Source organism: Brachybacterium halotolerans subsp. kimchii, assembly GCF_020792675.1.
Lineage (GTDB): Bacteria > Actinomycetota > Actinomycetes > Actinomycetales > Dermabacteraceae > Brachybacterium > Brachybacterium halotolerans.
The window spans coordinates 1,867,160-1,887,769 of sequence record NZ_CP086254.1; the positions used below are offsets into that span (position 1 = coordinate 1,867,160).

Here is a 20,610-nt window from a genome sequence, read left to right on the forward strand (position 1 = left end):
CCCACCGCACTCACGCCTGCGCGTGCAGCTCCTGGAGCAGCGCCCGGGCGCCGCGGGTGCGCAGCACCTCGAGCGCGTGGAGATACGGCGTCGTGAAGGCCTCGTGCTCGACGAGGTCGCCGAACAGCTCCGCGTCGCGCAGGAACGCGAGGGGGTCCTCGTCGTGCTTCGCGGCGGCGGCCATGACGCGGTCGTGCAGGCGGTCGACGACGGGCCACTCCTCGCCGTTCTCCCCCCTGCCCTCGGCGTAGCGGGCCCAGGAGGCGACGATCGCCGCGCATGCGCTCACGTCGCGCCCGGCCTCGAGGTTCTCCTGGATCACGGGCACCATCCAGGTGGGGATGCGGTCGCTGGACTCGGCGGCGAGGCGGGCGAGGGTGTCGCGCACGTGCGCGTTGGAGAAGCGCGCCATGAGCTCGTCCTTGTAGGCGTCGAGGTCGATGCCGGGGACGTCGGGGACCGTGGGCGTCCCCTCCCGGTCCATGTACAGGGTGCGGGTGAAGGGGGCGAGGTCCTCGTCCTGCGCGGCCTCGTGGGCGAAGGTCTGCCCGAGCAGCAGCCCGAAGTAGGCGATCGCCTGGTGGGAGCAGTTCAGAAGGCGCAGCTTCATGAGCTCGTAGGGCTCCACGTCCTCGACCATCTGCACGCCCACCTCCTCCCAGGCCGGGCGCCCCAGCGGGAAGGAGTCCTCGAGCACCCACTGCACGAAGTCTTCGCTGACCACGGGCCAGGCGTCCTGGACGTCGTACTCGCGCGAGATTATCTCGATGTCGGACTCGGCGGTGACCGGGGTGATGCGGTCGACCATGCAATTGGGGAAGGCGACGTGCTCGTCGATCCACGGGGCCATGGGCGCATCGCCGTGCAGACCGGCCTCGTCGCGCAGCTGCGCGTAGGCGAGGATCATGCGCTTGGCGAGGTCGCCATTGCCGCGCACGTTGTCGCAGGACATCAACGTGAACGGGGCCGTGCCGGCCTCGCGGCGGCGACGCAGCGCCTCGACGACGAAGCCGAACATCGTCTGCGGGTGGCCGACGGGCGCGTCCCCGCCGTCGGCCGCTCCGTCGGCCCCATCCCCGGCCCCGCCGGTTCCGCCGGCCCCGCTCCCCTCGCCGCCGAAGGCGGTGCGCAGGTCCTCGGCGACGGCGGGCGTCTCGCGCTGGAACTCGCCGGTCGAGGGGTTGTAGTTGTAGCCGCCCTCGGTGACGGTGAGGGAGACGATGCGGGTGCTCGCCTCGCTCATGCGCGCGAGCACGGCCTCCGGGTCGTCGGGCGCGAAGAGGTACTCGGCGATCGAGCCGATCACCCGCGGGTCCTGGGTGCCGTCGGGCGCCTTCGTGACCAGGGTGTACAACCCGTCCTGCGCGCCGAGGGCGTCGCGCATGCGCGCGTCGCCGGGCAGCAGGCCCACGCCGCACAGCGCCCAGTCGCGGGCGCGCCCGGCGCGCATGAGGCGGTCCAGGAACATCGCCTGGTGGGCGCGGTGGAAGCCGCCGACGCCGAAGTGGACGATGCCGACGGACCTCTCCTCGAGCGGGAAGCCAGGGACCGGGATCTGGCCGGCGGCCGCGATCTGGGGCAGGGCGGCGGCGTTCAGGGATGTCATGACGCATCCTTCGTCATCGGCGGATGGAGACGGGGTCGACGATACCAGCGCCCGGATCAGATGAGCAGCCCCCGCTCTCAGCCGAGCGGATCAGCCGAGCAGATCAGCGACCTGGGCCGCGAGCTCGGCGGAGAGCACGAGGTCGTCGACGAGCCCCGCACGGGCGGCCGCGACCACGGCCTCGGGGTGGCCCACGGCCGGGGCCACCGCGACCACGTGGGCCCGCCTCAGCTGCTCGGCGCCCACCCCGATCACGCGCTCCTCGATGCCGGCCCGCGCGACCCGCCCCTCGGCGTCCACGAGGACGCCCGCGCACTCGGCGACCACGCCCGCCTCGCGCGCCCGCCCGCGCTCGCCATCGGAGAGCCGACTCCACAGGGTCGAGGCGCCGGGCCACCAGGCACCGATCGAGACGGTCGCGACGTCGATCTCCTCGGCCGCCTCGAGAGCGGAGCGCACCTCGTCCATGCCGCGCAGCGAGGCCGCGACCTCGGGCGAGTCGACGATCAGCGGAGTCGGCAGCGCCCAGATGCCGCCGCCCGCGAAGGATCCGAGCGTGTGGATGAGGGCCGAGGAGTGCGCGCTCGAGTAGCCGGGGGCGCTGAGGGGGCCGACGAGCTGGACGACATCGACCCTGGGCAGGGCGTCGAGCGAGTCGGGAAGGTGCATGAGCGTGCGCGACCAGGCGACCCCGAGGCGCCCGCCGTCGTGCAGGAGGTCCGGCAGCAGCCGTCCGACCTGCCGGGCCAGCGCCGCGCGCATGGTCTCGTCCACGCGCGGCGAGGCGACGACGACGCGGGAGATGCCGAGCTTCTCGGCGAGCGGAGCGAGATCTCGGCCCGACTCGGCGGGGTCGTGGATCTGGATCCGCACGATGCCCTGCGCACGCGCCTCCTCGAGCATCCGCGCAACCTGGAAGCGCGAGAGCCCGTGCTCCTTGGCGATGTCCACCTTCGAGCGGTTCTGGAGGTAGTACTCGGTCGCCAGATGCGCCTTGAGGGAGCCGTCGTCCGCGGGCATGGAAGCTCCTGTGGGTGGTCGAGGGGGCGTGATGGTCGTGGCAGTCGTGATGGTCATGGTGGGCGACGTCGTGTCGCGCCGGATCGGCGCGGCTGGTTCCGGGGAGGCCGGCCGACGCCGGGCGCCGCGCCCTCGTCCCGATTCCGTTCCGCCTGTTGCTCCGCGAAGCGTATATGACTACGCTCACGAATCAGATGAGCGCGGCCGCCCATCAGATGTGCGGCCGCTCGCGACGGCCCATCGACCGCACCGACCACCTGCGGGTCCGACTCCGACGTCGGCCCGCGACCCCGGACCCGGACCCGGACCCGGACCCGGACCCGGACCGACGTTCCAACGCGAGACCCGTCGACACCGACGCCGACACCGCCCAGAGGGGACAGCCCATGCCGCACCTCCGATCCCGCACCTCACAACCGCCGCCGTCGGCCGACCCGGCCCCGTCGGCCCTCCGCACCACCTCCTCCCGTCCGAGCCGGCGCACGGTCCTGGGCGCGGGCGCGCTCGGCGCCGGCGCGGCGAGCCTGGGCCTGGCCGGCTGCGGCTCGGGCAGCAGCGGCGGCAAGCAGTCCATCGTCGTCGCGATCGTCTCGAACCCGCAGATGCAGGACGCGATCGGGCTCGTCGACCACTTCCGGGCCGACCACCCCGACGTGGACGTGCGCTTCGTGTCCCTCCCGGAGAACGAGGCCCGCGCGAAGATCACCGCGTCGGTGGCCTCGGGCGGCGGCGAGTTCGACGTCGTGATGATCTCCAACTACGAGACCCCGCTGTGGGCGAAGAACGGCTGGCTCACCGACCTGCAGCCCTTCATCGACAAGACCGAGGGCTACGAGCCCGAGGACTTCATCCCCACCATCCGCGAGGCCCTCACCTCCGGGAAGTCCATGTACTCGGTGCCGTTCTACGGCGAGAGCGCGTTCCTCGTCTACCGCAAGGACCTCTTCGACGAGGCCGGGCTGACGATGCCCGGCCACCCCAGCTGGGACGACATCCGCTCCTTCGCGAAGACCCTGCACGACCCCGAGAACGGCATGTCCGGCATCGCCCTGCGCGGACTCGCCGGCTGGGGCGAGAACCTCGCGCCCATCAACACCGCCATCAACACCTTCGGCGGCTGCTGGTTCGACATGGACTGGGCGCCGCGGCTGGACTCCGAGGAGGTCCACGAGGCCGTCTCCACCTACGTCGACACCGTGCGCACCTGGGGCCAGCCGGGCGCGGCGACCTCCGGCTTCGGCGAGTGCCTCACCCAGTTCGCCCAGGGCAACGCCGCCATGTGGTTCGACGCCTCCTCGATGGTCTCCGGGATCGAGAACCCCGACTCCTCGACCGTGGTCGGCAAGACCGACTACACGCTGGGGCCGACGGTCGACACCGAGTCCACCGGCTGGCTCTACTCGTGGGCGCTCGCGATCCCCGAGACCTCCACGAAGAAGCAGGCCGCCTGGGACTTCATCGCCTGGATGACCCACCCCGACTACTTCCAGCTGGTCGGGAAGGAGGTGGGCTGGGAGGCGCTTCCCCCGGGCTCCCGCAGCTCGACCTACGAGATCCCCGAGTACAAGAAGCTCGCCGCCCACTACGCGACCCCCACCCTCGACTCCATGGACAACGCGACGCAGGAGAAGGCCATGACCCAGGAGGTCCCCTACCCCGGACTGCAGTTCGTGGGCATCCCCGAGTTCCAGGACCTGGGCACCCGGGTGGGCCAGCAGCTCTCGGCCGCGATCGCCGGCGGGCAGAGCGTCGAGGACGCCCTCTCCCAGGCGCAGACCTTCGCCGCGTCCGTCGCTCGCACCTACGGATGGGAGGGCTGAACGATGACGACCGCCGCCGCAACCGGGACCCCGCAGTCCCGCGGGAGCTCGCAGCCCCGTCGCACCGCGCCGCCGCGAGGCGCCGCGCAGTCCCGGGCCGACGGGTGGAGCCGGCGCCTGCCGCTCCTGCCCGCCTTCGTGTTCGTGGTGATCTGCACGCAGATCCCGTTCCTGCTGACCATCTGGTACTCGCTGCGCTCGCGGAACCTCCTGCGCCCCGAGGGCGAGGAGTTCGTGGGCCTGCAGAACTTCCTCGACATCTTCCGCGACTCCACCTTCCGCGGCGCCGCCCTGAACTCGATCCTCATCACGCTCGCCTGCGTGGCCGTCGCCCTGCTGCTGGGGCTCGGGCTCGCCCTGCTTCTGGACCGCAAGTTCCTGGGCCGCGGGATCGTGCGCACCCTGCTCATCACGCCGTTCCTCATCATGCCGGTCGCCGGCGCGATGCTCTGGTCGATCTCGATGTTCGACCCCACCTACGGGCTCGTGAACTGGCTGATCTCCCTCGTGGGCGTCGACCCCGTGGACTGGACCAGCCAGCTGCCGGTGTTCTCCATCGTGGTGGCGCTGGTGTGGCAGTGGACGCCGTTCATGATGCTCCTGCTGCTCGCGGGCCTGCAGTCCCAGACCGGCGACGTGCTCGAGGCCGCTTCGATGGACGGCGCCTCCCCGTGGCAGACGTTCCGCCACATCACGCTCCCCCACCTGCACTTCTACATCGAGCTGTCGGTGCTGCTGGGCGCGATCTACGTGGTCAACACCTTCGACCAGATCTACCTGATGACCGCGGGCGGACCGGGCACGGCGAGCGCGAACCTGCCGTTCTACATCTACCAGCGCGCGTTCCTCGGCTTCGACATCGGCCAGTCCGCCGCGATGGGCGTGGTCACCGTCGTCGCCACCATCATCATCTCGACGCTCGCGCTGCGCCTGATCTTCCGCAGCATCAACGCCAAGGAGCAGTCATGAGCACCGTCGCCGACGCCTCCCCCGCCCCGTCGCCGCGGCCCTCGCCCGCGGGGTCCGCAGCCACCCGCACGTCGGCCCCCGGCGCCCCCGCGATCCGACCCAAGCGCGCCCGCGGCACCACGACCGGACGCCTGCTGGGCATCCTCGCCTGGATCGTCGGGCTGATCTTCTTCGCGCCGGTCGCCTGGATGGTGCTCACGAGCTTCAAGCAGGAGTCGCAGGCCGCCTCGAACCCGCCCACCTTCCTGTTCACCCCGACCCTCGACCAGTACAAGGCGGTGCTCGCCTCCGGCGCGGGCAGCTACCTGCTGAACTCGGTGATCGCGACGGCCTGCTCGACGCTGCTGGTGCTCGTGCTCGCCATCCCCGCCGCCTACGCGCTCAGCATCCGGCCGGTGAAGAAGACCCAGGACGTGCTGTTCTTCTTCATCTCCACCAAGATGCTTCCGGTGGTCGCGGTGATCATGCCGATCTACGTGATCGCCGGACAGCTGCGGATGCTCGACAACCTGCTCACGCTGATCGTGCTCTACACGGCGATGAACCTGCCGATTGCGGTGTGGATGATGCGCTCGTTCTTCCTCGAGGTGCCCGGCGAGGTGCTCGAGGCCGCCTCGATCGACGGCGCCTCCCTCGTGCGCACGATGCGCACCGTGCTGCTGCCGATGGTGGCGCCCGGCGTCGCGGCGACCGCGCTGATCTGCGTGATCTTCGCGTGGAACGAGTTCTTCTTCGCCCTGAACCTCACCGCCGCCAACGCCGCCACGGTGCCGATCTACCTCATGAGCACGATGACCTCCGAGGGCCTGTTCCTCGCGCGGCTCTCCGCCGCCTCGGTCATCGCCTCCCTGCCCGTGGTGCTCGCCGGCTGGATCGCCCAGAAGCAGCTGGTGCGCGGCCTCTCGATGGGCGCGGTGAAGTAAGGGGGCGTTGAGGGGCTGCATTTCGGTCGGGGCTCTCTCACGCGGAGGACGTCCGTCGCGTGTCGGGTGCGGCGCGTGTCGGGTGCGGCGCAAGGGCGGCCGCGGAACCCGGTCGGGTAGGACCAGAGGCGCGACCCGGTCTGACCAGGGGAATGTGGATGATCGGCCGACGCTCCGCCCCGCCGCGTGCACCCTGGGGCGATGACACGGACCCCGGAACCGCTGCCGAGCAGCCTCGGGCCCGTGTTCACCGCTGCCGAGGCGTTCGCGGCCGGCGTCAGCGCTCGCCGGCTGCGGGCGCCCGACCTGGGACGGGTGCAGCGTGGCCTCTACCGGCGGGGTCGACGGTTCACTGCCGAGGACGTCGCGCGGGCACTGCGCTGGTCGGACGCGAGCGTGATGCTGTGCGGCCCCACCGCCGCGCAGGTCCTCGGCATGCCGCTCCCCTCAGCCCTCGATATCGCAAACACACAGCAGATCCACCTCACCAGCGTCCATGCACGGCGCAGCTCGAGGATGCTGGTCTGGCACCGCTTCACGATCGACCGTGACGATGTCTTCGACGCGCAGGGATGCCGCCTCACCGGTCGGGTCCGCACGGCGATGGACCTCGTCGAGCATCTGACGCCCGACGACCTCGTCTCCGTGCTCGATCACCTGATCCGCCACCCGCGCCCCCGCTTCGAGGGCCGCTCTGCTCCGTACGCGACCCCCGAAGATCTGCGCCTCGCGATCGACTCCTCCCGACGCACCGGGCGGGCTCCCCTGCGCGCAGCGCTCGCGCGAGCCCGGGTCGGCAGCGACTCCCCGGCCGAGACGTCGCTGAGGCTGTCGCTCGTGCGCGCCGGCATCCCCGATCCCCAGCTCAACGTCAGGGTCTGGGAGAGCGGCGTCGACCTGGGGGAACCAAATCTGAGCTGGCCGGAGTGGAAGGTCTGCGTCGAGCACGAGGGGCCCAGCCACCTCACGCCCGAGCAGCTGGCGAAGGACATCTGTCGCGCCAAGCGGCGCGCGGCCCACGGGTGGCTCGAGATCCGCACCGTCGCCGAGCACCTCCGCGCCGGCGGACGGCTCGCAGTGCACGAGGTGCGAGGCGCCCTCCGCTCGCGCGGCTGGGAAGGCTGAGCTTGGGGTGTGGAAATTGGGCCTTGGCCCCTGGGTCCTGGCTCCTGGCTCCTGGTTCGACGCGAACAGTGCTGCGCAACGGTCGTTATGAGCCTCCAAAACGACCACTACGCAGCACTCAAACTCCGAGCGCCACCCCGGAGCACCCCAAAACAGGGTCCACACACGAACAGTGCTGCGAAACGGTCGTTATGAGCCTCCAGAACGACCGTTACGCAGCACTCAAACGCAACGCGCAGTGGGAGGCACGGTGCGCTCCGCGCCCCGCGCCCTGAGCCCCGGGGCCCACCTCAGCCGGCGAGGCGCGCGATGACCTCGGCGTTGAAGGCGTCGAGGTCGCCGGGGTTGCGGCTCGTGGTGATGCCGCGGTCGGTGACGACCTGCTCGTCGACCCAGTCGGCCCCCGCATTGCGCAGGTCGGTCGCGACCGAGGCGAAGCTGGTCATCCGCAGACCGTCGACGAGGCCCGCCTCGATGAGGATCCAGGGGGCGTGGCAGATCGCGGCGATGGGCTTGCCCGCAGCGGCGAAGGCCTTCACGAGGCCCACGGCGTCCTCGTCGATCCGCAGGGAATCGGCGTTCAGGGTGCCGCCGGGCAGGACCAGGGCGTCGAAGTCGTCGGCGCTCGCGCCCTTGATGGGGCCGTCGACGGGGAACTCCTTGCCGCGGTCCCAGTCGCCGTTCAGGGCGACGACCGTTGCGTCCTCGGCGGAGAGCAGGACGGTCTTCGCGCCGGCCTCCTGGAAGGCGGCGAGGGGCTTGGCGAGCTCGGGCTCCTCGACGCCGCGGTTCGCGATGAGTGCGATGGTGCGTCCGGTCAGGTCGGTCATGATGCTTCCCTTCGCTCGGGGGTTCCCGCGAGGCGGGACTCGACGTCCACGTTATGCCCGGCGGGGGCGGTCGTGAAGTGGTCGCGCCAGGAGCGAACAGGGCGCCGCATTCCGGAAGCCGCCCCTTCGCCATGCGCCCCGGGAGCGAACAGGCGCACCACCGGCACTGCGCACGCCTTGCACGCCTCGCACTCCCCGCACCCCGACCCGACCTCTCAGCGCGCGTCGGCGCGGAAGGTGCGCAGGCGCAGGCTGTTGAGCACCACGAACACGCTCGAGAAAGCCATGGCCGCGCCGGCGAGCATGGGGTTCAGCAGGCCGAGTGCGGCCAACGGGATCGCGGCGACGTTGTAGGCGAAGGCCCAGAACAGGTTCCCGCGGATCGTGCGCAGGGTGCGGCGTGCGAGGCGGACAGCGTCGGCCGCGGAGCGCAGGTCGCTGCGCACCAGGGTGATGTCGGCGGCCTGGATCGCCGCGTCGGTGCCGCCGCCCATGGCCAGGCCCAGGTCGGCCTGGGCGAGGGCGGCCGCGTCGTTCACGCCGTCGCCGACCATCGCGACCTTCCGCCCCTCGCCCTGCAGGCGGGCGATCACGGAGACCTTGTCCTCGGGCATGACCTCGGCGATCACCTCGTCGATGCCGACCTCGGAGGCGACGCGCTCGGCGACGGTGCGGCCGTCGCCGGTCAGCAGCACGGGGCGCAGTCCCAGCTCGCGCAGTCGCGAGATGGCGTCGGCGCTCGAGGGTCGCAGGGCATCGGCGACCGTGAGGACGCCGCGCGCCTGGCCGTCCCAGGCGACGAGCACGGCGGTGCGCCCCGCGTCCTGCGCGCTCTCCTGGAACGCGGCGAGCTCGGAGGGCACGCGGATCGCGTCGGCCCCGTCGGCCCCGTCGGCCCCGTCGACCCCGTCGACCCCGTCGACCCCGTCGGCCCCGACCACTCGTCCCACGCTCACGAGCACGCCGTCGACGATCCCGCGAGCGCCGCGGCCGGGCAGGGCCTCGAAACCGGTCGCCTCAGGGATGTTCCCGATGTGCTCGCCGGCGCCGCGGGCGATGGCCTGGGCGATCGGGTGCTCGGAGGAGTCCTCGACGGCGCCCGCGCGTCGCAGCAGCGTCTCTGTGTCGACACCGTCGGCCGGATGGACGTCGACCAGGGTCATCCTCCCCGTGGTCACGGTGCCGGTCTTGTCCAGGACCACCGTGTCGAGGTCGCCGGTGCTCTCGAGCACCTCGGGACCCTTGATGAGGATGCCCAGCTGGGCGCCGCGGCCGGTGCCCACCAGCAGAGCCGTGGGGGTCGCGAGGCCCAGCGCGCAGGGGCAGGCGATGATGAGGACGGCCACGGCCGCGGTGAACGCGGCCTCCGCTCCGTGCCCGGTGAGCAGCCAGACGACGAGCGTAACCAGCGCGATCCCCAGCACGATCGGCACGAACACGCCGGAGATCCGGTCCGCCAGGCGCTGCACCCGCGCCTTGCCGGACTGGGCGTCCTTGACGAGCTGCGCCATCTGGGCGAGCTGGGTGTCGGCGCCCACGCGGGTCGCGCGCACCACGAGCCGTCCGCCGCTGTTGACGGTCGCGCCGGTGACCGCGTCGCCCGCGGCGACCTCCTGGGGCACCGACTCGCCGGTGAGCATGGAGGCGTCCACGGCGCTGTGCCCGGAGACGACCTCGCCGTCGGTCGCGATCTTCTCGCCGGGCCGCACCACGAACTCGTCGCCCACCGCGAGGTCACCGATCGGCATGCGCACCTCGGTGCCGCCGCGCAGCACGGCCACGTCCTTCGCGCCCAGATGGAGGAGCGCCCGCAGGGCGGCCCCGGCCTCGCGCTTCGAGCGCTTCTCGATGTACCGGCCGGCGAGGATGAACAGGATGACCCCGGCGGCGACCTCGAGGTAGATCGTGGACGCACCATCGGACCGGGCGATGGTGAGGTCGAAGCCGTGGTGCATGCCCGGCATGCCGGCGTCCCCGAGGAACAGGGCGTACAGCGACCACAGGAACGCGGCCGTGGTGCCCATCGAGATCAGGGTGTCCATCGTCGCCGCGCCGTGGCGCGCGTTGATGAGCGCCGCGCGGTGGAAAGGCCAGCCGGCCCAGACGATCACCGGCGCGGCGAGCGCGAGCGAGGCCCACTGCCAGTACGTGAACTGCAGCGCCGGGATCATGGCCAGGGCGATCACGGGGATCCCGAGCACGGCCGCGCCGATCAGGCGCTGGCGCAGGGTGACGAGCTCAGGGTCGACGGGTTCGGCATCGGAAGGTTCGGGATCGGCGGGACCCTCGCCGGCGGAACCGGTCGAAGATCCCGGGGTGCCCGACGGACCGGCTGCGCCGGATCCCGCAGGGGCCGACGGCGCGCGGCTCGAGACCTCCCCGCCCGATGGCGCTGCGCCCGCCACACCCGCCGCGCCCGCGGGCACAGTGGCCGTGTATCCGGCCTTGGCCACGGTCCCCACCAGCACCTTGGGGTCGAGGTCCACGGGGGCGGTGACCCTCGCGGACTCGGTCGCGAAGTTGACGCTCGCCTCCACGCCGTCGAGCTTGTTGAGCTTGCGCTCAATGCGGTTCGCACAGGAGGCGCAGGTCATCCCGCCGATGTCGAGGTCGATCCCGCGCAGCGGACCGACGGCGCCGCTCGGCGTGCTGCGCGCATCGGAGTCGGCGGATGTCATCGAAGCTCCTTCGGGGCGGAATCGATTCGGGGCGGGATCGATTCGGGATGGGATCCGTTCGGGACGGGATCGGAGGGGGCGGGCAGCGGCGCGGGCCGGGCCGGACCGGACGACCGGCTCGGGGCGCCGCCTCAGGTCGCCGCGTCAGCCGACGCGGCTGGCCTCGTACCCGGCCTCCTCGACGGCGGCGAGCACGGCGGTCTCGTCGATCGACTCGGGGCCGGTCACGACCAGACGGCCGGTCTCGTGGCTGACCTCGATGCCCTCGACACCGGGGACCTCGCCGACCTCCTCGCGCACGGACATCTCGCAGTGCCCGCAGGTCATCCCGGTCACCTGGAACTCGGTCGTGGTCATGGGCTCCTCCTCGGTACGTGGGTGCCCGCTCGGGCACATCCCGAATCTATACCCCTAGGGGGTATAGGTGTCAACGGGCCCGAGAGGCCGTACCGCCTCGGTCCGACCCCGCTCTCGGGTACCCTGCGGACACCCGTCCCCATCGACCCCGTCACGTCCGCCCCGTCCCCGACCCCGTCGAGCCCTCCGCCCGACGCCTGGAGGTTCCCCGTGCCACCCAGGAAGCCGCCGACCGTCTACGACGTCGCGACGCGCGCAGGGGTCTCGATCGCGACGGTCTCGCGCGTGCTCCGCAGCCCGCAGAAGGTCACCGAGTCCACGCGCGAGCGGGTGCTCGCCGCGATCGACGAGCTCGGCTACGTCCCCAATGCGAGCGCCCGGGGGCTCGCCGGTCGGCGCACCGGCGTGCTGGGCCTGCTGATCCCCGGCCACGACGCCCCGCCGATCGCGCCGCCGGGCTCCGCGGAGGAGCACGCCGTGGAGTTCATCGACGACATGGACCGCAGCTTCGTCGACCCCGAGCGCAACCACTACTTCGAGCAGCTCGTGCGCGGCTGCGAGATCAGCGCCTGGAGCAGCGGCTACGCGCTCCTGGTCGCCTCCGGCCCCGACCTCAGCCGGAGCGTGGTGCTCGACGACCTCGAGGGCCGGGTCGACGGGATCATCGTCATCTCCCGCACCGTGCCCGACGACCTCATCGCCCGCTCGGCGCGGCGCGTGCCGCTCGTGGTGGTCGCGGGCCGCGCCGCCGGGACGGCCGATTCGGTGCGCGTGGACAACGCGGGCGGGATGGCGGCGGTGACCCGCCATGTGCTCGCGCGCAAGCCGTCGGGCCCCGTGCTCTATCTGGGCGGGCCCGCAGATTCGCCCGACGGGGTCGAGCGTGAGGAGGGCTTCCGCCGAGAGGTCGACGGCAGCGGCGAGTCCTGGCGCATCGCGTCCACCGACTTCACGACCGAGGGCGGGGCGCGCGAGATGCGCCGAGCCCTCGCGGAGATCCGCCCGGGCGCGGTGATCGCCGCGAACGATCAGAGCGCGCTCGGGGCGCTCACGGCGCTGTCGGAAGCAGGCATCGGGGTCCCGGACGACTGCGTGGTCACCGGGTTCGACGGCATCGAGGACGCGCGCTGGTCGCAGCCGGCGCTCACCACCGTGCGCCAGCCGATGACGGACGTCGGCGTCCAGGCGGTCCAGATGCTGCTGCGCCGGATGGCCGATGCGGACGCGCCCGGCCAGGACCTGCAGCTCCCCGTCGACGTGCTGCTGCGCGAGAGCTGCGGGCCGCTCGGGCACTGAGCGCCCGGCGGGCCCGTCGGCCCGTCGTCCCCTCGAGCCGAGGCGCCTCCGACGCCCTCGCCGACCCCGCGTCCTCAGACGATCGGCCGCACGAGCATGCCCTCGGCGACGCTGCCGGGCACCTCGACGCCCTCGCGCCCGAGCACCCGCACCAGCGGACCCGCGCCCGCCGCGCCGCTCTCCCCCGCGTCGACGTCGAGCTCCACGCCCGGCACGAGCCCCAACTCGCGGGCGGTGCGCAGCACCTCGGGGTCGGCGTCGGACACCACGAGGACGCGGAAGCGGCCGCTGCCGGTGACGCTCGCGAGGCGCCGCGCGTCCTCGGGGTGGGCCCAGCGGTGGTCGGCATCGGGGATGGGGTCGCCGTGGGGGTCCGCCGTCGGATGCTCGAGGATCGCGTCGATGCGGGCGATGAAGGTGTCGCTGACGGCGTGCTCGAGGCGCTCGGCCTCGTCGTGCACCTCGTCCCAGTCGTAGCCGAGGGCCTCCACGAGGTAGGTCTCCAGCAGGCGGTGACGGCGCACCATCGCGATCGCGCACTGCGCGCCGGCCTCGGTGAGCTCGACGGGCTTGTAGGGGATGCGGGCCACGAGGCCCTGGGCATCCAGGCGCTTGAGGGTCTCGGTGACGTTGGCGGCGGAGGTCCCGAAGCGCTGGGCGAGCTCGCCGGTGGTGATCGGCGGAGCGCCCCATTCGGTGCGCGACCAGATCACCTTGAGGTAGTCCTGGGCCACGGGACTGAGCTCGTCGGGATTCACCCAGGCATCGTATCGCCGAGGACGCCCGCGACCATGGGGACGTCCCTGCTCACCCGCCCGCGAAGGACATCGGGACGAGCGCGAGGTTCAGGGCGATGATGAGCGCGACGACGATCCAGGCGATCACGGTGACCGGCCGCGAGTTCGCGAAGCTCCCCATCAGGGCGCGCCTGCCGGTGAGAGTCACGAGCGGCACCAGCGCGAAGGGCAGGCAGAGGCTGAGCACGACCTGGCTGAGCACGAGGGCCGCGGTGGGCTCGGCGCCGATCGCGAGGACGAGCAGCGCCGGCAGCAGCGTGAGCAGGCGGGAGAGCACGAGCGGGATCCGCCGGTGCAGCAGGCCGCGCATGATCTCGCTGCCCGCGTAGGCGCCCACGGAGGAGGAGGCGAGGCCGGAGGCGAGCAGGCCGATCCCGAAGAGCACGCCGACCACGGGCCCGGAGGCGGCGGAGATCGCGGCCTGCGCGCCCTCGATGGTGTCGGTGCCGGGGATCCCGGGGAGCGCCTCGGCGGCCAGGACCAGCATCGCGATGTTCACGGTGCCCGCGAGGCACAGAGAGAGCACCACGTCCCAGCGCGAGGCGCGGACCACGCGGGCGATCCGCCCCGGAGAGCGATCGGTGCCGTGACGGTCGCGCACGAGCCCGGCGTGCAGGTAGATCGCGTGCGGCATGACGGTCGCGCCCAGCATGGAGGCCGCGAGCAGCACGGTGCCGCCGCCGTCGAAGCGCGGGATCAGCCCGTCGGCCAGGGCGACCGGATCGGGCGGGGCGACGACGAGCCCGGCGAGGAATCCGATGGTGATCACCCCCAGCAGCCCGATGATCACGTGCTCGAAGGGCCGCTGGCCGAAGCGGGACTGCACGGCGAGCAGGGCCATGGAGACGGCGCCGACGATGACGCCGCCCACCAGCAGCGGGAGTCCGAAGAGGATGCGCAGGGCGATCGCCCCGCCGACGACCTCGGCGATGTCGGTGGCGATCGCCATGGCCTGCGCCTGCAGCCAGAACAGCAGGCGCGAGCGCCGCCCCAGGGTCGCCCCGAGGTGGTCGGCGAGGGTGCGGCCGGTGACCGCGCCGAGCTTCGCCGAGAGGTACTGGACGAGCATCGCCATGAGGTTCGCGACCACGAGCACCCACAGCAGCAGGTAACCGTGGCGGGCGCCGGCGGTGACGTTCGCGGCGATGTTCCCCGGGTCCACGTAGGCGACCGCGGCGACGAAGGCCGGGCCCAGCAGGCGCAGGGTGCGCCAGGGGCCGCGGGGCCGACGGGCGGGGCCGGCCCCGCGCGATCCGCCAGCGCGCGCGCCGTCCGGACGCCCTTCCCCTGTCCGAGGAACGGGTGCCTGGGTGCGCTGATCGACCACGGGTTCCGCCATGGATTTAACGTACCTTAAACCAGTCCGCGACGCACACCCGTCGAGCGCGCGTCGCGACCCCCGCGCCCCGTCCGCCCGCTCGAGCGTCGACGCTCACCGGGGGTCGAGCACCCGCGCCAAACCCGCGGCAGAGCCGCGCCGGGCCCGCGTCGAATCCGTGCCGGATCCGCGCCGAACACGTGCTCGAACACCTCTTGCGCCCACCGATGTATGCGCATACACTCACAATCCTCCGGCCGCCCGAGCCTGCGCACCCGTCGCGCTCCCCCGGGCGATCGACCCCGAGCGAGACCCCTGCGCAGGACCCCTGGACTAGCCCCCTGCGCAGAACCCCTGGGCGACCCCCATAGGCGACCGCCCCAGCGGACCCGCACGGATCGGGCCGCAGACCTCTTGCACAACGACGTCAGGATCGAGTCCCGTGCCTTCCACGAAAACCCCGCGCGTCGGTCGGCGCACCCTGCTGACCGGGGCCTCCGCCGCGCTCCTCGCGGGCGCCGCCTCGGGCTGCAGCCTGCAGGTGCGCAGCCGCCCGGACCCGACCATCGGCGCGGACACCCTGCAGATCGCGGGCGACAAGGGCAACCCGACGTTCACCGCGAACTTCAACCCGTACCAGGCGAACGCCCGCACGAGCGTCGGCCTGATCTACGAGCCGCTGATCCTGCTGAACCCGCTCGACGGCTCGATGGACCCGTGGCTCGCCGCCGACTGGGAGCAGAGCGACCCGTCGTCGGTGACGATGACGCTTCGCAAGGGCGCGACGTGGTCCGACGGCACTCCGCTCACGGCCGACGACGTCCTGTTCACCTTCCATATGCTCAAGGAGTTCCCCGCCAACGACCTCAAGGGCGTCTGGGGGCACCTCGACTCCCTGGAGGCCGACGGCCAGCGGATCCGCTTCACCCTGAAGGGCGCGGACTCCCCTGCGGTCGGCATCCTCGGCGCGACCCTCATCGTGCCCGAGCACATCTGGGCTGACGTCAAGGACCCCACCACCTGGCGCAACGAGCAGCCCGTCGGATCCGGCCCCTTCACCCTCGCGAGCTTCACCCCGCTCCAGTACTCGATGGACCGCTTCGCGGGCCACTGGGCGGCCGACGACGTGGACGTCGAGCACATCGTGTTCCCCGCCGCGACCGGCGAGCTCGACGTGGTCACCAAGGGCTACGACTGGTGCTACTCGTTCATGAGCGACGTGGACGCCACCTGGGGCGCGGCCAACGCGCACAACCGGCACTGGTTCCCGCCGGGCGGGATCATCGGGCTGCACCCGAACCACGACAAGGCGCCGTTCGACGACCTCGACGTGCGCCGCGGACTCGCGCTCGCGATCGACGGCGACGCCGTGGGCCAGGCGGCCGCGGAGGGCTACATGGACGAGGCCGGCCAGACCGGCCTGCTGCTGCCCAACCAGGAGGACCTCCTGGACCCGTTGATCCCTGCCAAGGGGATCATCGCCCAGGACGCGAAGGCCGCGATCGCCTCCTTCGAGAAGGCAGGCTTCCGGCACGACGGGTCCGTCATGCGCACGAAGGACGGCGACCCGTTCACCATCGCGATCACCACCGCCAACGGATACACCGACTGGTTGCGGGCGGTCCAGGAGGTGCAGCGCCAGCTGGGGAAGATCGGCATCGAGGTCACCATCTCCGCGCCGCAGGCCGCCGCCTACGAGGCCGCGCTCTCCGACGGCGACTTCACTCTCGCGGTCGGCTCCTCGAACAGCTCGGACGCCTACCAGGGGTACGCGAACCTGCTCTCGAGCGAGTACTACCAGTCCGTCGGGAAGACCAGCCAGAACAACCGCATCCGCTTCCGCGACGACGAGGTCGACGACCTGCTGCGCCGCTACCGCGAGAGCGTCGACGAGGACGAGCAGACCCAGATCATCCACGGCCTCGAGCAGGCCTTCTACGAGAAGATCCCGATCATCTCCCTCTACTACGGCGGTCTCTGGGGGCTGTACAACGACGGCCGGTTCACCGGCTGGCCCGATGCCGAGGACCCGTACACCGCGCCGCAGACGTACGGCTCCTCGCCGCTGAAGGTCCTCACCCGGCTGCGCCGCGCGGGGAAGGAGAGCGCGTCATGAGATACGTGCTGAACAAGCTCGGACTGTTCGCCCTCACCCTGTGGGCCGCGGTCACGCTGAACTTCCTGCTGCCGCGACTGATGCCCGGCTCCCCGGCCGACGCCGCGATCGCCCGGCTCGCGCAGAACGGCCCGGTCTCCGAGGAGACCCGAGCGGCCGTCGAGGCCCAGCTGGGAGTGCCGGACGGCAGCCTGCTCGCCCAGTACTGGGCGTACCTGGGGCAGGTCGTGCACCTCGACTTCGGCGTGTCCTACGCGTTCTACCCGGAGCCGGTGAGCGGGCTCATCGGCCGCGCCCTGCCCTACACGCTGATCCTGGTGGGCGCGGTGACCGTGCTGGCCTTCGTGCTGGGCACGCTGCTGGGCGTGATGGCCGCGTGGAAGCGGGGCACCTGGATGGACGCCCTGCCCACCGTGGGCGGCAGCTTCATCAACACCTTCCCCTACTTCTGGACCTCGCTGCTGCTGCTGTTCTTCCTCGGGTACATCGCCCATCTGTTCCCGACCTCGGGCGCGTACTCGGCGACCACCACCCCGCAGCTGACCGGCTCCTTCGTCGTCGACGCGCTCTACCACGCGGCGCTGCCGGCGCTCACCCTGCTGGTGACGTCGCTGGGCGGCTGGATCATCGGCATGCGCAACGCCATGATCAACACGCTCGGCGAGGACTACGTGACGTTCGCCGAGGCCAACGGCATCGGCGGGCGCACCGTCGCCCTGCGCTACGCCGCCCGCAACGCGATCCTGCCCAACCTCACGGGCTTCGGGATGGCGCTGGGCGGGGTCGTCGGCGGCTCGATCCTCGTCGAGCAGGTCTTCGGCTACCCCGGCATCGGGTTCCTGCTGTTCAACGCCGTGATCGGCCAGGACTACCCGCTCATGCAGGCGCTCTTCCTCATGATCACCGTGAGCGTGCTGGTGGCGAACCTGCTCGTGGACATCCTCTACGGCGCCCTCGACCCAAGGACCAGGCGATGAACCGCAGACCAGAGACCGCACCAGGCGCAGCCCCCGTGACCGGCGCGCCCCGCAACGGTGCTCCCGGGACCGACGCAACCGGGACCGAGCGGCGGATCCACCCGGGACTGCGCGCCCTGGCGTCGTCGGCCCGCACGGTGTGGGGCAACCGCAAGGCCCGCATCGGCCTGGTCGTCATCGGCCTGCTGCTGCTGATGGCGCTGCTCGCGCCCCTGCTCGCCCCCTACGGCCCCACCGACAACTCCTTCGACCGCAGCCAGGACGCCTCGCTCCAGCACTGGCTGGGCACCACGGCCGCCGGGGAGGACGTGCTCAGCCAGCTGATCTTCGGCGCGCGCATCAGCGTGCTGGTGGGCTTCGGCGCCGGCTTCATCTCCACCCTGATCGCCGTGATCGTGGGTCTCACCTGGGGATACCTGACGGGCTTCGCGGCCGACGCGATCAACTTCCTCGTCAACCTGTTCCTGGTGATCCCCGGGATGCCGCTGATGATCGTGGTCGCGACCTATCTCAGCAACGGCGGCATCTCGGTGATCATCGTGGTCATCGCGATCACCGGCTGGGCCTGGGGCGCGCGCGTGCTGCGCAGCCAGACCGCGACCCTGCGCTCGCGGGACTTCGTGCAGTCCGCGCGGTTCTCCGGCGAGCGGGCGGGCCGGATCATCTTCCGCGAGATCCTGCCCAACATGACGTCCCTGATCACGGGCTCCTTCTTCGGGGCGGCGACCGCCGCGATCCTCGCCGAGGCCGGGCTCGAGTTCCTGGGTCTCGGGGACTCCTCGGTGGTCAGCTGGGGAACGATGATCTATTGGGCGCAGAACTCCAACGCGCTGCTCACGGGGCAGTGGGCGCTGCTGTTCGCCCCCGGTCTGTGCATCGCCCTCATGGCCACCTCGCTCACGCTCATCAACTTCGGCGTGGACGGCATCAGCAACCCGCGGCTGCGGGAAGGGAGCACCGGACGATGACCAGCACCCAGACCTCCCCCGCACAGGACCCCGCGGCCGGCGAGCCGATCCTCGCGGTCCAGGACCTCTCCGTCGTCTACGAGCCCGTCGGCGCCGCCCCCACCCACGCGGTGCGCGAGGTGAGCCTCGAGGTCGCCCGCGGGGAGTTCGTCGGGCTCGTCGGCGAGTCCGGCTCGGGCAAGTCCACGCTCGGCTTCGCGATCACGGGGCTCGCCTCGGCGCCCGCGCGGGTCGAGGGCGGACGCATCCTCTTCGCTGGCCGCGACATCGCCACCATGGACCATGAGTCGCTGCGCGCCCAGCGCCAGGGCGGCTTCGCGATGGTGCTGCAGTCCGGCATGAACGCGCTGAACCCGGTGCGCACGATCCGCAAGCACTTCCACGACATCTTCGCCGCCCACGGGCACGTGCCCCGGGCACGGCGCGACGCCCGCGCCGCCGAGCTCGTGGGCAAGGTGTCCCTGGGGCCCGACGTGCTCGACCGCTATCCCGACCAGCTCTCCGGCGGCATGCGCCAGCGCGTGACGATCGCGCTCGCGCTCTCGCTGGAACCGCAGCTGATGGTGTTCGACGAGCCCACGACGGCGCTCGACGTGCTGGTCCAGCACGCCGTCATGGACACCATCCGCGAGCTGCAGGCCAGCGAGGGCTTCACGGCGATCCTCATCAGCCACGACCTGGGCGTGGTGCTCGAGTCGGCGCACCGCGTGCTCGTCATGCACGACGGCCGGATCGTGGAGGACGCCTCGAGCACGGACATCCTCACCCGCCCCCAGCACGACTACACGCGGATGCTGCTCTCCCACTACGCGGACCCGCGCGCCGAGGTCGTGAGCGTGCCCGGGCTCGAGGACCGCGCGGTGCTGCCCGGGGAGCCGGGCGGCGCCTCCGCAGCCCCCGTCGGCCCCTCGGAACGGCCCCACCCCGCACGCGCGACACACCGCTCTCCCGCCGCGGCGGCAGGACCGGGCCCGTCGGCGGCATCGGCCCCGTCGGCAGCAGCAGCAGGGCCCGAGCTGCGCGTGCGCGGCGTGAGCAAGTCCTATGCGCCTCCTCGCCGCGGCCTGCCGCCCGTGCGGGCCGTCCAGGACGTCTCCTTCACGCTCGCACCGGGCGGGGCGACCGCGCTCGTCGGCCAGTCCGGCAGCGGCAAGTCCACCCTCGCGAAGCTCATCACCGGCATCGAGCGCCCCACCGCGGGCACGATCGAGATCGGCGACGTGTCCGTGGGAGACCTGCCCAGGCGCAGGCTGCGGGACCTCCGCCGCACCGTGCAGATGGTCTTCCAGGATCCGTACGCGGCCCTGAACCCGCTGAGCACGGTCGAGTACACGCTCTCGCGGGCCGTCGCGAACCTCACCGACGTGCGCCGCGACGGCGTGCGGCGCCGGGTGCGCGAGCTGCTGGAGACGGTGGGTCTGACGCCGGTCGAACAGTACCTTTCCAAGCTCCCCCACCAGCTCTCGGGCGGGCAGCGCCAGCGGGTCGTGATCGCCCGGGCGCTCGCCTGCGACCCCCGCGTGATCATCGCCGACGAGCCCGTCTCGATGCTCGACGTGTCCCTGCGCGCCGGGGTGCTCTCGCTGCTGCGGGAGCTGCGGGAGTCCACCGGCGTCTCCCTGCTGTACATCACGCACGACCTGCTCAGCGCCCGCCTCGTGACCGACGAGATCATCGTGCTGCACGAGGGCCGGATCGCCGAGGACGGCCCGACGGCCCAGGTCATGCGGGCCCCGCGCGACGAGTACACGATCCGTCTGCTCGACGCGATCCCCGATCCCCGCCGGGCGCTCAGCGCCTGAGACGACTC

At 71.9% G+C, this 20,610-nt stretch carries 16 protein-coding genes; 9 read left to right on the forward strand and 7 right to left on the reverse strand.

Annotated features, from left to right (window positions below):
- Positions 1–10: 10 nt before the first annotated feature.
- Complete coding sequence (locus tag Bra3105_RS08570) at positions 11–1,606, reverse strand: mannitol dehydrogenase family protein (protein WP_228359458.1); 1,596 nt, start codon at positions 1,604–1,606, stop codon at positions 11–13.
- Between the two features lie 90 nt (positions 1,607–1,696).
- Positions 1,697–2,626 (reverse strand): sugar-binding transcriptional regulator, encoded by a 930-nt coding sequence (locus tag Bra3105_RS08575; RefSeq protein WP_228359459.1) that lies wholly within the window; start codon positions 2,624–2,626, stop codon positions 1,697–1,699.
- A 386-nt stretch (positions 2,627–3,012) separates the two neighbouring features.
- On the opposite strand from Bra3105_RS08575, the gene Bra3105_RS08580 reads away from it, so the two are divergent.
- The 4 genes from Bra3105_RS08580 (at position 3,013) to Bra3105_RS08595 (ending at position 7,463) form a co-directional block, all read left to right on the forward strand.
- Positions 3,013–4,446: an ABC transporter substrate-binding protein gene (locus Bra3105_RS08580; RefSeq protein WP_228359460.1), complete on the forward strand. Its 1,434-nt coding sequence runs from the start codon at positions 3,013–3,015 to the stop codon at positions 4,444–4,446.
- 3 nt (positions 4,447–4,449) lie between these two features.
- Positions 4,450–5,415: a carbohydrate ABC transporter permease gene (locus Bra3105_RS08585; protein ID WP_228359461.1), complete on the forward strand. Its 966-nt coding sequence runs from the start codon at positions 4,450–4,452 to the stop codon at positions 5,413–5,415.
- Positions 5,412–6,338, forward strand: coding sequence for a carbohydrate ABC transporter permease (locus Bra3105_RS08590; protein WP_152352502.1), 927 nt, complete (start codon positions 5,412–5,414; stop codon positions 6,336–6,338). Before Bra3105_RS08585 ends, Bra3105_RS08590 begins: the two co-directional genes overlap by 4 nt.
- Positions 6,339–6,539: 201 nt before the next feature.
- The gene (locus Bra3105_RS08595; protein ID WP_228359462.1) at positions 6,540–7,463 is read left to right on the forward strand and encodes a hypothetical protein; all 924 of its coding nucleotides are present in this window, start codon (positions 6,540–6,542) and stop codon (positions 7,461–7,463) included.
- 290 nt (positions 7,464–7,753) lie between these two features.
- On the opposite strand, the gene Bra3105_RS08600 is transcribed toward Bra3105_RS08595, so the two are convergent.
- The 3 genes from Bra3105_RS08600 to Bra3105_RS08610 all read right to left on the reverse strand — a co-directional run bounded on the left by Bra3105_RS08600 (position 7,754) and on the right by Bra3105_RS08610 (position 11,328).
- Positions 7,754–8,293: a type 1 glutamine amidotransferase domain-containing protein gene (locus Bra3105_RS08600; protein ID WP_228359463.1), complete on the reverse strand. Its 540-nt coding sequence runs from the start codon at positions 8,291–8,293 to the stop codon at positions 7,754–7,756.
- Positions 8,294–8,508: 215 nt separating this feature from the next.
- Positions 8,509–10,971, reverse strand: coding sequence for a heavy metal translocating P-type ATPase (locus tag Bra3105_RS08605; protein WP_228359464.1), 2,463 nt, complete (start codon positions 10,969–10,971; stop codon positions 8,509–8,511).
- Positions 10,972–11,115: 144 nt separating this feature from the next.
- On the reverse strand, positions 11,116–11,328 hold the full coding sequence (locus Bra3105_RS08610) for a heavy-metal-associated domain-containing protein (RefSeq protein WP_200501594.1): 213 nt from the start codon (positions 11,326–11,328) through the stop codon (positions 11,116–11,118).
- A gap of 210 nt (positions 11,329–11,538) precedes the next feature.
- On the opposite strand from Bra3105_RS08610, the gene Bra3105_RS08615 reads away from it, so the two are divergent.
- Positions 11,539–12,624 carry a LacI family DNA-binding transcriptional regulator gene (locus Bra3105_RS08615; protein WP_228359465.1) on the forward strand — a complete coding sequence of 362 codons (1,086 nt, stop codon included), beginning with the start codon at positions 11,539–11,541 and terminating at the stop codon, positions 12,622–12,624.
- A gap of 74 nt (positions 12,625–12,698) precedes the next feature.
- On the opposite strand, the gene Bra3105_RS08620 is transcribed toward Bra3105_RS08615, so the two are convergent.
- Both Bra3105_RS08620 and Bra3105_RS08625 read right to left on the reverse strand, forming a co-directional pair.
- Positions 12,699–13,382, reverse strand: a complete 684-nt coding sequence (locus tag Bra3105_RS08620) for a metal-dependent transcriptional regulator (protein WP_200501596.1) — start codon at positions 13,380–13,382, stop codon at positions 12,699–12,701.
- A gap of 49 nt (positions 13,383–13,431) precedes the next feature.
- Complete coding sequence (locus tag Bra3105_RS08625) at positions 13,432–14,760, reverse strand: Nramp family divalent metal transporter (RefSeq protein ID WP_228359466.1); 1,329 nt, start codon at positions 14,758–14,760, stop codon at positions 13,432–13,434.
- Between the two features lie 421 nt (positions 14,761–15,181).
- On the opposite strand from Bra3105_RS08625, the gene Bra3105_RS08630 reads away from it, so the two are divergent.
- The 4 genes from Bra3105_RS08630 to Bra3105_RS08645 are packed head-to-tail and all read left to right on the forward strand — an operon-like array spanning position 15,182 to position 20,602.
- Positions 15,182–16,855, forward strand: a complete 1,674-nt coding sequence (locus Bra3105_RS08630) for an ABC transporter substrate-binding protein (protein WP_228359467.1) — start codon at positions 15,182–15,184, stop codon at positions 16,853–16,855.
- Positions 16,852–17,832, forward strand: coding sequence for an ABC transporter permease (locus tag Bra3105_RS08635; protein WP_228359468.1), 981 nt, complete (start codon positions 16,852–16,854; stop codon positions 17,830–17,832). The genes Bra3105_RS08630 and Bra3105_RS08635 overlap by 4 nt, the downstream gene beginning before the upstream one ends.
- Positions 17,829–18,800: an ABC transporter permease gene (locus Bra3105_RS08640; RefSeq protein ID WP_228359469.1), complete on the forward strand. Its 972-nt coding sequence runs from the start codon at positions 17,829–17,831 to the stop codon at positions 18,798–18,800. The genes Bra3105_RS08635 and Bra3105_RS08640 overlap by 4 nt, the downstream gene beginning before the upstream one ends.
- On the forward strand, positions 18,797–20,602 hold the full coding sequence (locus Bra3105_RS08645) for an ABC transporter ATP-binding protein (RefSeq protein ID WP_228359470.1): 1,806 nt from the start codon (positions 18,797–18,799) through the stop codon (positions 20,600–20,602). Before Bra3105_RS08640 ends, Bra3105_RS08645 begins: the two co-directional genes overlap by 4 nt.
- Positions 20,603–20,610: the final 8 nt, after the last annotated feature.